The organism is Paenibacillus sp. XY044, assembly GCF_002257645.1.
In the GTDB taxonomy this organism is placed as follows: domain Bacteria; phylum Bacillota; class Bacilli; order Paenibacillales; family Paenibacillaceae; genus Paenibacillus_AQ.
Window position 1 is genome coordinate 598518 of the sequence record NZ_NQMO01000003.1, and the last position, 13093, is coordinate 611610.

Here is a 13093-nt window from a genome sequence, read left to right on the forward strand (position 1 = left end):
ATCCGGTTTTGAATTATCATATCGCAAAGGAGACGGGGACGATGAGTAAGACGATGAACAAGGTGATTGGCGGAAGTTATATCATAGAAGACACCGATTTTCACCAGATTGTGACGCCCGAGGATTTTACGGAAGAACACCGGATGATCGCTGAGACGACAGAGGATTTTGTGGCCGGTGAGGTGGTGCCCCATGACGAAGCGATCGAGAAGCTGAATTATGAGCTCACAGTGGAGAAGATGCGCAAAGCCGGTGAGCTTGGATTGCTCGGCGCCGACGTGCCAGAGGCATATGGCGGGCTTGGCCTGGATAAGGTCAGCTCGACGCTGATCAGCGAACGGCTGACCAAAGCTTCCGCATTCGCCTTGTCCATCGGGGCCCATGTCGGCATCGGCACGCTGCCGATCGTCTATTTCGGTACGGAGGAGCAAAAGCAGAAATACTTGCCAGCCTTGGCCACCGGCGAGAAAATCGCCGCCTACTGCTTGACGGAACCTTCCTCGGGTTCGGATGCGCTGGGAGCGAAAACGACAGCCACCTTATCGGATGATGGTGAATATTATGTATTGAACGGCAGCAAGCAGTTCATCACGAATGCCGGTTTTGCTGACGTATTCATCGTGTATGCCAAAGTGAACGGCAAAGATTTCAGCACCTTTATCGTGGAACGCACGATGGAAGGTGTAAGTATCGGACCGGAAGAGAAGAAAATGGGAATTAAAGGATCGTCCACCTGTCCGCTCATCCTGGAGGATGTGAAAGTGCCTGTCGAGAATCTGTTATGGGAAGTAGGCAAGGGACATTTGATCGCCTTCAACATCCTGAATATCGGACGCTTCAAACTGGCCGCCGGTTGTGTAGGTGCTTCCAAGGATACAATTGAGCTGGCTGCCAAGTACGCGAACGAGCGCACGCAATTCCAGCAGAAAATTTCCTCTTTCCCGCTGATCGGCAAGAAGCTGGCGGATATGAACACAAAAACGTACGCACTCGAGAGCATGGTATACCGCACGGCAGGATTGTTCGATGTGGGCCTTGCGGAAGTGGATCACAGCAGCCCGGAGGTCGGTTATCAATCGGCCAAAGCGATCGCCGAATATCAGCTCGAATGCTCGATCAACAAGGTGTTCGGCTCCGAGACGCTGGATTTCATGGTTGACGAGGCCGTGCAAATTCATGGCGGATACGGCTTTATTCAAGAGTATAGGGTGGAACGGAACTACCGCGATTCGCGGATCAACCGCATTTTCGAAGGCACGAACGAAATCAACCGTCTGCTCATTCCAGGCACTTTGGTGAAGCGGGCCATGAAGGGCCAGCTGCCGCTGATGCAAAAAGCGGTGGCGCTGCAGGCCGAGCTTCTGGAGCCGATTCCTCCGCAAACCTTCGATGGCACCCTCGATCAGGAAGCCCATCTGATCAAGATGGCGAAGAAAATTTTTCTGATGGCCGGCGCCCAGGCTGTTCAGAAATATCAATTGAAACTCGAAGATGAGCAGGAGATTCTGAGCCATCTGTCCGATATGATGATTTCGGTCTATGCGATGGAAAGCGCTCTGCTGCGCACGCGGAAGACCATTGACCGCTCGGGCGAAGACAAGGCCCGCCTGCCAATCCTGATGACGACCGTATTCGTTCATGATGAATTCAATAGAATCGAGACGTGGGCGAAAGAAGTGCTCGCCGCAATGGAATCGGGCGACACGCTCCGGACGCAGCTGTCCGTTCTGAAAAAGCTGACGAAAAAATCGCCTGTCAATACGCTGGGATTGAAGCGCGAAATCGCCGAAAAGGTCATTGACGCGGAAAAATACGTGCTGTAACAATTCGTGAGATGGGGTGGCCTGGATGTCGAGTAAACCTTGGTTAAATCAGTATCCTAGTGAGGTCCCGCACAGTTACGAGTATCCCAAGCAAAACGTTGCCCAATTTTTAGTGGATTCCGCTTCCCGATTTCCAGAGCATATTGCTCTGGATTTCATGGGGAAGCGAATGACGTTCCGTTCCCTTATGGATTCGGTAAACCGGTTTGCGAACGCCCTGCTTCGGCTGGGTGTCCGCAAAGGGGACCGGATCGCCATCATGCTGCCCAACTGTCCGCAGGAGGTCATTGCTTATTACAGTACGCTCCTGGTAGGCGGAGTGGCGGTTATGACCAACCCGCTGTATGTTCCGCGGGAAATCCAGCATCAGTTATGCGATGCTGATGTCCGGATCATCGTGACGCTGGACGCGCTGGTGCAGCGCGTGGAGCAGGCCATGTCCAACAGGCCGCTCAGCAAGCTGATCGTCACGTCGGTCAAAGATTATTTGCCTTTTCCCAAAAACTTGCTGTACCCTCTTGCCGCCAAAAAGGACGGTACTCACGTCTCCGTCACCTACGATGACCGTATCGTATCCTTTACCCGTCTTATGAAAGAATCAAGTAGCGCTCCGGTTCAGGTAGCCGTCGATGCCGATAAGGACCTGGCGCTCATCCAGTATACGGGAGGTACGACCGGGTTCGCCAAAGGCGTCATGCTGACGCATATGAATCTGGTAGCCAATACGATTCAATCCCAGTTATGGTTTTACCGGGCACGGATTGGCCAGGAAAAATACTTGGCCGCGCTGCCTTTTTTTCATGTATTCGGACTTACGGTTCTGCTTCACCAGGCGGTGTATAATGCCGGAACGCTGATCTTGGTTCCGCGTTTTGAAATCAATCAGATACTGAAAATCATTGACCGCCGGAAGCCGACGGTGTTTCCCGGTGCGCCAACCATGTATATTGCGGTGATTCACCATCCGGAAGTGCACAAGTACGACCTCTCCTCCATAAATATATGTATCAGCGGAGCGGCTCCGCTGCCCCTGGAGGTGCAGGAGCGGTTCGAGCAGGTCACCGGCGGCAAGCTGATCGAGGGTTACGGATTAACCGAAGCGTCCCCGGTTACGCATGCCAACAATATTTGGGAGAAACGCAAAAACGGCTCGATCGGCATCCCTTTACCGGATACGGAAGCCCGCGTCGTACATCCCGAAACGGGTGAAGAGCTGCCGCTTGGCGAAATCGGCGAGCTGGTCGTGCGCGGCCCTCAGGTCATGAAGGGGTATTGGAACCGCCCGGAAGATACGGAGCGCACGCTTCGGGACGGCTGGCTGTATACCGGGGATCTGGCGAGGATGGACGAAGAAGGATTTTTTTACATTTTGGACCGACGCAAAGACTTGATCATCGCCGGCGGATACAACATCTACCCGCGGGAAATCGAAGAGGTGCTGTTCGAGCATCCGGACGTGGAGGAAGCCGTCGTGGCCGGTGTGAACGACCCTTACCGCGGCGAAAATGTAAAGGCTTACATTGTGCTCCGAAAGGGCTCGTCCGTCACCGAGCAGGAGCTGAAGAAGTGGTGCAAGGAACGGCTGGCCGTATATAAAGTGCCCAAAATATATGAGTTTCGTGAGTCACTGCCCAAAACGCTGGTGGGCAAGGTGCTCCGCCGGAAACTGATCGAGGAAGAGAACGAGAAGCTGGTCAATCAATCAAAGGTCGATCTATAGGGATATGACAAACGGTGACGTCGAACGAGAGGGAGGGCACGAACATGGATCGGGGAACGACGGATAGCCTGAATATGAGCCTGAAGCTGAAGCAGCTGGAGCACGCCGCGAAGCATACCTTTTGGGATTTTATCGGATGCGAACTGGTTGAACATAAAGGTGATCAGGTCGTGGTAGCCTTTGATATTTTGCCCCATCATCTCAATCTCATCGGGATCGTGCACGGCGGCATGCATGCTTCGGCCATCGACTCCGCCATGGGCATACTCGTTATGCTTGCCAGGCCGGAAGCCAATGTGGTGACGGTGAATTTAAACATGAACTACGTCGCTTCTACGGGAGAAGGGCGCGTCATCGTGACGGCCGAGATGATCCACAGCTCGCGCAAGCTGATTACGGCCCAGGCCTATGCACGCAAAGAGAACGGGGATCTGCTCGCCTTCGGCACAGGCACCTTCCGGGTACTGGAGAAGCATGCGCCGGAAGCGCAAACAGGAAACAATGGAAGAGGGATGATCGATGAGCGTGGTACAAGAACTTGAAGCGATGGCCGGAAAAATGAACGAACAGCCAGGGCCGCTTGGCGGGCTGCATGCCTCTTACCATTTTCATATTAAGGATACGGGAAAAAATCTGCAGGTGTATTTTGATAACGGAACGGTGCGTGTTGTGGAGGACGCTTCTGGCGACGCCGACTGCACGCTGACGATGTCCGAGAGCCATCTTCGCAAACTGCTCCGAAACGACCTGAACACGACGATGGCATATATGACCGGATCGCTCCGGATCGACGGCCGTCTTGGTCTGGCTTTGAAGCTTCAGGAAATCCTGAAGCAGTATCAGGCTTGAGCGCCTGTCATATGTCACCGATGAATGAAAAAATATAGGCTGCCTAATGCAAAGCAGCCTATTTGTGCTATTTATTTGCCTTTGCGCGTCAATTGGGCGAGCGCATCCCATTGTTCCTCGGTGACCGACAGCAGGCCGCCAAATTCGCCCGCTCCTTGCAGCCATTCTCCGCCGTCGATAGTTACCACTTCCCCATTGATATATCCCGCGTAATCGGAGACCAGGTAAGCGGCCAGGTTCGCGAGCTCCTCCTTGTTCCCGACCCGGCGCAAGGGGACGCGGTCGATCATCTGCTGCTCCAGTTCCGGCGTTGGCGAAAGGCGGGACCATGCGCCTTCGGTCGGGAAGGGGCCGGGAGCGATCGCCACCTGGCGAATCCCGTAACGCGCCCACTCCACCGCCAAGGAACGGGTCAGTGCCAGCACGCCGGCCTTAGCTGCAGCGGAAGGAACGACGAAGGCCGATCCGGTTGAGGCGTAGGTCGTCACGATGTTGAGCATAGTGCCTCCCTGGCCGCGGTCGATCCAGCGTTTTCCGATTTCCAGGGATGCATAGAACGTGCCGTGAAGAACGATGTCCAGTACCGCGTCAACTGCCCGAGGAGATAATCGTTCAGTAGGACTGATGAAGTTGCCTGCGGCATTGTTGACGAGAATATCAATCCGGCCGAAATGCCGCTCGACCGCATTCGCAAGCTCCGCAATCTGTGCCGGTTCCCGAACGTCGCAAGGTGCATAGAATATTTTGTAACCGCTATCAAGAAAATCTTTGGCCGTCTGCTCCAGGACATCTTCTCTGCGCCCCGCGATCGCAAGTTTTGCTCCAAGCTGCACGAACCTTTCACCCATGGCCCGGCCCAGACCCGTCGCTCCCCCGGTAATCAAAACCACTTTGTCTTGTAACAAGTTCTGCGAAAAAGGTTCCATCCCGATTCCTCCCAAATATGTGCTGGAAAAGAACTCATCATTGCCTTACATCCACTATATCGGAACGGGAAAGCGGTGTATAGAGCGGCCTTTTGCTCTATGAAGAATTGGCGTTGAAACGGGGTGGCATTAAGGTTCGCGCCATACACGGAGTCCTTGAGGTTGTTCACTGAAGGTGTCCGAGTACATTCACGGCGGGACAATGAAATTTCGGGTAGAAAAACCGCGGAAAATTGCTGAAACCCATTTTTTAGTTCACATTTTTGTCACATTTGGTTCTAAGCGCACGTCCGCCATAATAAGAAGAAGTAAACGCTTCAAACTAACATTCCTCAGCTTGTACTCTTACCCCCAGCCCTTTTTCCAGTTGCGATGTCAAGGTCATTCACACATTATGTAAAGGAAGTGAAGAGACTTATGGCAATTAAGCAGGGGCATGCCCAGAGACGTGCCCGAAACCCGCGAGCTTTTCGTAACGTCGGAATTTGTCTCATTTTCACGGTCGTTCTTTCGGTGTTTGGAATTCCTCCATTACCTGTCTTTGCCTCGCCTCTCATCACGATCGACCCGCCTGCGGGCGGACCTTTGGGGCCGGGCGTGTCCCGAATTTCTGGAACGTTTTCAGACGTGTATGATGTTGAACTCGCCGTAGCCGGCGATACGCTGGTCAGTGCCCACATGGACGATCCGGAAGCGGATGGCAGCGGAAGCTGGTATGCCGACGTCGACTTTTCCAAATACGACGGTTCGGTAGAGCTGGCGGCAAGGGGAAAAGACAGCGTGACCCGCTATGTGGCCTGGTCTCCCTTTATGTCGGTGGATGTGGATAATCCGGGCGCCGCGATTCCCCAAGTTACGATCACGAGCCCCGGTGAAGCAAACGCTGTGAAAGGGAGCGTCACCGTCCTCATTACAGCAGAGAGCAAAAACCCGGTTTCCAAAGTGCAAATCCGGATTAACGGCGGAGATTGGAAGGATGCGTCACCCAAAGGTTCAGGATATCAATACAAGTGGAAGGCGGCGGCTTATGCCGGACGGGTTAACAGCCTCGAAGCCAGAGCCGTGGATTCGAACGGAAATACAGGATTCAGCAGCGCAAAATATGTGAAAGTCGCGAACTCATTCAGTCAGTCCATGCTGCAGCAGGACCAGCCGGAACAAGAGGACCGGGCAGGACAGGATGCCCAATCCGATCAAAACGACCAGACAAACAACAATGCGGTAGTGGAACTGGATGTCCCAACTACACAAGATGTCTCAGGGGCGCAGGATACGGCACAAGATGAGCTGGCTCCGTCTCCCTCGCAGGAACGAGCAGTCGACGAAGTGAACGCGGATGAGGGGATGCAGATGAATGCGGATCCTGGTTCCGAGCAGGTTGAAGCAGCATCCGGCCCAACGACCGTTACCCAGCAAGTGTACAGCCAGGATCGAGCCATGTGGATCTGGGAAAATGAAGCGTACCCCCTGATCATGAACCCGGGCTCCCGCAATGTTCTGGATGCCATGGCATCCGACACGTCAACGTTCGGGCAAAGACCGATCCGGACGCTGTACTTGGCGGTGGGGCAATATTTCGGCATGCGTATGCTGGAGGAAAAGCGGCCAGAGGTCAGGGATTTTATCGGCTGGGCTCATGACAAGGGTTACCAGGTGCAGGCTTTAATCGCCGGCGGAACGACGCCGCCCTATTTCGGAGCCTATGCCCGTTACCGCACCCAGGCGGTGGCCGAGTTCGAAGGGATCCTGAATTACAACTTATCCTCGGATCCAAGGGAGAGATTCGATGGCGTAAACATTGATACGGAGCCTTACAGCCTCGGTGATTTTAAGAGCGGCAAACCTTCAGTTCAAGTACAGTACCTTGATATGCTCAAGGCGCTGATGGACCGCAAGCAGGCTTCCGGCCTGGATCTGCAGGTCGGAGCCGCCATCCCGCGCTGGTTCGACACTTCGGTGGATGCCAGCAGCATCTCGTGGAACGGTTCGGTCAAATGGATGTCCCAACACGTTCAAGATACGCTCGATTATATATCGATCATGGACTACCGGGATCAGGCCGACGGAAGTGCAGGAATCATTGAACAAGCACGGGGAGAAATCGAATATGCGGATCAGATCGGCAAGCCGAATTCGGTCGTCATTGGCGTGGAAACGATCGATGTCGCCGATGGCGGCGATCCGGAAGCCATCAGCTTCTATGAGGAAGGCCGAACGTACATGGAGTCGGAGCTGAACAAAGTGTACGCCGCTTTTGAAGGAGATCCTGCCTTTGGGGGGATCGCACTCCACCACTACGGCAATTTGAGAATATTGCCGTCCGCATGGGGACCTGGTGGAGTATACTGGCAGCCGCCGCAGGACAGCGAACCGCCATCAGCCGTCACGGGCACGCCGCAGGCGACAGCCTTTGATTATCAGCGGGTCGATATCACCTATGGGCCTGCCTCCGACAATGCCACCGTGAAAGAGTATCGCGTTTATCGAGGCACGGATGTGCAGTTTGAACCGGATCCAGCCCACTTGGCTGGCGTATCCAACAAACTGAACTTCCGCGACGTCGGTCTGCTGCCGGATACAACGTATGTATATAAGGTAACGGCAGTTGATTCCTCCGGTAATGAAGGGCCTGCAAGCGATCCGTTTAGCGTCACGACAGGGCATACGGATCTGAAGCCGATGATCGTGGGGCAAATGCAGGTCACTTACGACGGGACCAAGGCGACCGTTTCCTTGCAGGTCATTGACAAAGAGACGGGAGCTGGGCTTAAAGCATCGGTTTATGGCCGGTTCACGTATATGGGCGGAAAATACGTCAGCGGCGCAACTTCAGTGACCGGTGCATACACCGCTCCATCCGAGGCGATCAATGCGGCCGCAGGAAAAGCCGGCTTTGCGGCCCGGAGAATCCTGTCGCCAGGGTATTACTGGGCACAAGCTTATGATTCTCCCGACGGCCGGTCCACAGAGTGGGGAGGGTGACGGCATAGGAAGATTCCATCATGGACATTAAGTGGAATGTATGGCATTACGAAAGCCCAATCACCGGGATCGTACCGGTTGATTGGGTTTTTGTATTACCTATCAAAAATTTCGAATGAATGTACGATGAGGGGCCATAAGCCTTTGCCCGCGCGGACTTTTGCTTAAGTTCCCTGCTTAGGTCGATGCCTGGGCTTATTGACGAAGGTTAAAATAACACCTATATTTGAACGCAAAGAAAAACGTGGCCAGACGCCGATCCGGCGTGCTAAGGGCCGTCCAAACGGGGGAGAACGATGAGGCGAAAACGAACGAATTCGCGCCTGTATTATCAATTTTTGCTGTCGCATGTACTGATCTTTGCCATTCCGTTCATCATCCTCAGCAGCGTCGTATACTACAACGCCGTCGTGAAGTTTAAGGGCGAGATCGAGGCGTCCAACCTGTATAAGCTGAATCAGGTGAAAAACACGATTGACGTGTTGGCCAAAGGACTGGATAATACCGCTTCACGAATTTCCATCGACGCCAAACTGACGCCGTTTATGGTCAAAAGCGGAAATTATAACGAAATCGAAGCTGTGGACGAGCTTGGCAAATATAAGGCGAACAGTACGATCGTGGATGAGACGGCGCTCTATTTTCACGGGGATGATCGGCTGTATACTTCTTCGGGAATCAACGCTTTTGATACGTTTACCAAACGGGTATACGGTTTTAACGGTCTGGAAGGAACCGAATTAAACAAGGAAATGAGCGAGCTGAAAAGTCCGCAAATCCGCCGGGTTCAGGCACAGGTTCCGGGAACCGACCAGCGGCAAAACGTGCTCATGTATATGTTCCCGATTCCGAGGAACAGCCAGTCGCCTTACGCTACCGTGAGCTTCTTTGTCCGGGAATCGGTACTTACCGATTTGGTTGGCCCAATCCTTGGCGATTTCGGGGGCAGCATTTACATCCTGGATTCCGGCGGGAGCATGCTGGCATCCAGAAGCCGCGAAACAACCTTGACCGAACCGGACGCCCGGCAAATCGTGCGCCAGAACGACGAGAGCGAAATTCAGGACGTCCGGTTCGGCGGCGGGCATTATTCCATGATGCAGGCCAAATCCGGTTTAACGGGATGGTCTTACGTCATCATCATGCCGACGAAGCAATTTTTGGGACGGGTCTTGGAGATGCGGAGCTTTATGCTGTTTGTTTGCGGTGCCGTGGTCGCCTTTGGAATTTGGGCTGCGGTCCTGCTGTCCATGCGTCAGTACCGTCCGATTCGTAATCTTGCCAACCAAGCCAGATCCATCAGCGGGAAAGCGCCGGGTCAGAGCCGGTCGCATGAACTGGACTTGATCCGGGACACGGTGCTTGCGGCAAGCGACCTGTCGAAGAAAATTGACGAACAGCGCCCGGCCGTCCGCGAGCAGTTTTTGGCGCGGCTGTTGATGGGCTCCCTTCGGGATGAGCAAGAAGTCGATGACTTTGTCATGCGGGAACAGGTGGTCTTAAGGGGATCGGGATGCTTTGCAGCCGTCATACAAATGAGCGCTGATGTCCCGGTTTCCCCTCGGCAGCGCGAGGATCTGCTGAGAATGCTGGCTGAAGTTACGACGACGCATGCGATGGGCTATGGCGTCGAGCTGATTTCCGGACCGGCGGTCGCCCTCGTGTTCAGTGCGGATGGAGGGGATGCAGATTTTCGGGCCATTCAAACGGAAGCCGCGGCGCATGTTTCACGAATTTTTGAGCTCTGCTGCGGAACCCGGCCGACGATCGGCGTCGGGAGCCAGGCAGCCGGGCTGCATCAAATTAACCGCTCATATATTGAGGCAAGTGCGGCAATTGATCAGAGCATTCGTGTCCGGAGCGGTGAGACCCTATTTTTTACCGACATGTCTGAGCAGCAGGATGGCAGCGGGTGGTTTTCACGGGAAGAGCAAATTCGCCTCGTACAGAGCCTCAAACAAGGAAATGCCGAAGCGGCCAAATCGGCACTGTCCCAGATCGTCCGCGATCTGGAGGGGAAAGAGGTGTCCATGTTTTTCTTCCGCTGCATGAGCTTCGATTTGATCAATACATTTTTAAGGACCATGAACGATTTAAAGTTAGCAATCCCTCAGGCGTACCGCCAGCGGCTGACCGATTTTACGACATTGCGCCAGCTGGAGGGCGGCATGAATGGCCTAATAGACATGATTTGCCGCTATGTACATGACAACAAGGAGAGCAAAAACAGCGCCTTAGGGAAAGAAACTATCCGCTATATAGAGGAGCATTATAAGGAATATGATCTCAGCCTTGAAAAGCTCGCCGACCACTTCCAAATGTCGGTGTCCTATTTCAGCCGGTATATGAAGGACCAGACGGGTTACACATTTACCGAATACATCACACATCTTCGCATGGAGGAAGTAAAGCGCTTACTAAGGCACAGCAGCCTTCCGATCAAGGATATCGTGAACCGCGTCGGCTACGCGGACGTTTCCAACTTTATGCGCAAATTCAAAAATATCGAGGGCATTACGTTGGGACAGTACCGGAAACTGTATTCTTGAAATTTCCATTCGCAATAAGCGGAAGACGCGTATTTTCGGATTCCTGACCAGGGCCCGGGAGTATGCGTTTTTGATGTTTTTGTTGTGCTGCACGCACTTGGACAGCAGCGAATACCTTGGCAGCGCCCCATTTTACCGGCATTGTCAAAAATGAACATACCGCGGCAAAAACAACATATTTACAAGGTTTGGTCAGGTTTAACGGCATGTAAAAAAGGACAAACGCGTATCAATTCCTACCCATTTACGATCAGGCAGCCCCGCATTACCATGAAGCTCAAGCCATGTCCCGAAGAGGTGGCGGGCAAATACATTTCAGAAATAACAGAAAGGGGATGCTGCTTGATGTCCGCGAAGACACCAGCCGCTGCCAGGCCGATCCGGCACACGCATAGGCGTTCACAACTGCGCGGAAAAGGGTGGAAATCCGTGTGGCGAAATTGGGAACTATATCTGTTTGTTCTACCTACGATGGCCTATATTATCGTCTTTCACTATGTGCCATTGTATGGGCTGCAGATTGCGTTCCGGGATTATTCGCCCAGTTTGGGAATATGGAACAGCCCTTGGGTGGGTCTGGAGCATTTGCGCCGTTTTTTTGATTCCTATTACTTTTGGGCCTTGATTCGCAACACGCTCGGAATCAGCCTATATGAGCTGGCCGTCGGCTTTCCGATCCCGATCCTGATCGCTCTATCCTTAAACGAGCTTCGCGGAGGTGTTTTTAAGAAGTGGGTGCAGACGGTGACATACGCCCCACACTTCATTTCCGTCGTCGTAATGAGCGGGATGATCATTGCCTTTTTGGCACCGGGCACAGGACTAATCAATTTGGTCGTGAAGGCTTTCGGAGGGGAACCGCTTCCTTTTCTAACAGAGCCCGGATGGTTCAAGACCGTTTTCGTATTGTCCGGCGTCTGGCAGAGCATGGGCTGGGGAACGATTATTTATCTCGCCGCATTGGCGGGCATAGATCCGCAGCAGCATGAAGCCGCCATGATCGACGGGGCAAGCCGGATCCGCAGAATATGGCATATCAATTTGCCCGGCATCATGCCGACGATGGTCATTCTGCTCATATTAAACGTCGGCAATTTCATGTCGGTCGGGTTCGAAAAGGTATTCCTGCTGCAAAATCCGTTGAATCTGGAAGCGTCCGATGTCATCTCCACATACGTGTACCGGATCGGACTCGTTCAGGGCCAGTTCAGCTTTTCCGCCGCGATCGGCCTGTTTAACGCTGTCATTAATTTCATTCTGCTGCTGACCGTTAACCGCCTGGCCAAGCGATTAAACGAGACGAGCCTGTGGTGAGGAAGGGGGAAGAGAACTCATGAGCCGAACGCATCGGTCCGATCGCTTATTTGTCGTGTTGAACTATGTTTTTCTCTGCCTCACTTTCTTGATTGTTCTGTATCCGCTTGTGTACATCATCAGTGCCTCGGTCAGTGATCCGGTCTATGTTAATCAGGGGACGATGTGGCTGTTCCCAAGAGGGCTGACCTTTGAAGGCTATCAGCGCGTGTTTCAAAATCCGGAGATTTGGACCGGCTACCGCAACACGATTTTGTATACGGTCGGCGGTACCTGCATCAACCTTCTTTTTACGATTCCGGGAGCTTATGCCCTTTCACGCAAGGATTTAAGGGGACGTGGCCCCATGATGGGGCTCATCGTTTTTACGATGTTCTTCGGGGGAGGCCTGATTCCTACCTTCCTGCTCGTCAGCGGGCTCGGCATGCTCAATACGGTATGGGCGCTCCTCATACCCAATGCGGTATCGGTGTACAACCTGATCATTTGCCGGACTTTTTTTCAGACGAACATTCCCCATGAGCTTCAGGAGTCTGCCGAGATCGACGGATGTTCCAATACCGGGCTGTTTATCAAAATCGTGCTTCCGTTATCCGCGCCTATCATCGCGGTGATGGCTCTATATTACGGGGTGACGCATTGGAACAGCTATTTTAACGCTATTATTTATTTGAAGGACCGCAGTCTGTATCCGCTGCAGTTAATTTTGCGCGAAATCCTCGTGCAGAATCAAATGAACGATACCATGCTGATGACAGGCGACGATATGGAAGCTATGGCGAAGCAGGCACGAATCGCCGACATGATCAAATATGCGGTCATGATCGTGTCCAGCCTCCCGGTGATCGCCGTGTACCCGTTCATGCAGCGGTATTTTATGAAAGGTGTTCTGATTGGTTCAGTCAAAGGCTAAGAAATGAAGGACTTCAT

At 53.2% G+C, this 13093-nt stretch carries 9 protein-coding genes; 8 read left to right on the forward strand and 1 reads right to left on the reverse strand.

From position 1 onward, the window contains the following. The first annotated feature begins 41 nt into the window (after nucleotides 1-41). Genes CJP46_RS16415 through CJP46_RS16430 form a run of 4 tightly spaced genes read left to right on the forward strand, consistent with a single transcriptional unit; the run spans nucleotide 42 to nucleotide 4392 of the window. The gene (locus tag CJP46_RS16415) at nucleotides 42-1823 is read left to right on the forward strand and encodes an acyl-CoA dehydrogenase family protein (protein ID WP_094596661.1); all 1782 of its coding nucleotides are present in this window, start codon (nucleotides 42-44) and stop codon (nucleotides 1821-1823) included. 25 nt (nucleotides 1824-1848) lie between these two features. After that, entirely contained in the window at nucleotides 1849-3543 is a 1695-nt protein-coding gene (locus CJP46_RS16420) for an AMP-binding protein (protein WP_094596662.1), read from the forward strand. Nucleotides 3544-3587: 44 nt separating this feature from the next. After that, nucleotides 3588-4085, forward strand: coding sequence for a PaaI family thioesterase (locus CJP46_RS16425; RefSeq protein WP_256992374.1), 498 nt, complete (start codon nucleotides 3588-3590; stop codon nucleotides 4083-4085). Beyond that, nucleotides 4063-4392 (forward strand): SCP2 sterol-binding domain-containing protein, encoded by a 330-nt coding sequence (locus CJP46_RS16430; RefSeq protein ID WP_094596663.1) that lies wholly within the window; start codon nucleotides 4063-4065, stop codon nucleotides 4390-4392. The genes CJP46_RS16425 and CJP46_RS16430 overlap by 23 nt, the downstream gene beginning before the upstream one ends. Before the next feature lie 71 nt (nucleotides 4393-4463). Here the strand turns inward: CJP46_RS16430 and CJP46_RS16435 are convergent, their stop codons facing one another. Further along, nucleotides 4464-5318 carry an SDR family oxidoreductase gene (locus CJP46_RS16435; protein ID WP_094596664.1) on the reverse strand — a complete coding sequence of 285 codons (855 nt, stop codon included), beginning with the start codon at nucleotides 5316-5318 and terminating at the stop codon, nucleotides 4464-4466. 417 nt (nucleotides 5319-5735) lie between these two features. On the opposite strand from CJP46_RS16435, the gene CJP46_RS16440 reads away from it, so the two are divergent. The 4 genes from CJP46_RS16440 to CJP46_RS16455 all read left to right on the forward strand — a co-directional run bounded on the left by CJP46_RS16440 (nucleotide 5736) and on the right by CJP46_RS16455 (nucleotide 13076). Further along, nucleotides 5736-8300, forward strand: a complete 2565-nt coding sequence (locus CJP46_RS16440; protein WP_094596665.1) for an Ig-like domain-containing protein — start codon at nucleotides 5736-5738, stop codon at nucleotides 8298-8300. Nucleotides 8301-8596: 296 nt separating this feature from the next. Continuing rightward, nucleotides 8597-10849, forward strand: coding sequence for a helix-turn-helix domain-containing protein (locus CJP46_RS16445; RefSeq protein ID WP_094596666.1), 2253 nt, complete (start codon nucleotides 8597-8599; stop codon nucleotides 10847-10849). Nucleotides 10850-11194: 345 nt separating this feature from the next. Further along, nucleotides 11195-12163, forward strand: a complete 969-nt coding sequence (locus CJP46_RS16450) for an ABC transporter permease (protein WP_094596667.1) — start codon at nucleotides 11195-11197, stop codon at nucleotides 12161-12163. Nucleotides 12164-12182: 19 nt separating this feature from the next. Continuing rightward, nucleotides 12183-13076: a carbohydrate ABC transporter permease gene (locus tag CJP46_RS16455; protein ID WP_094596668.1), complete on the forward strand. Its 894-nt coding sequence runs from the start codon at nucleotides 12183-12185 to the stop codon at nucleotides 13074-13076. Nucleotides 13077-13093: the final 17 nt, after the last annotated feature.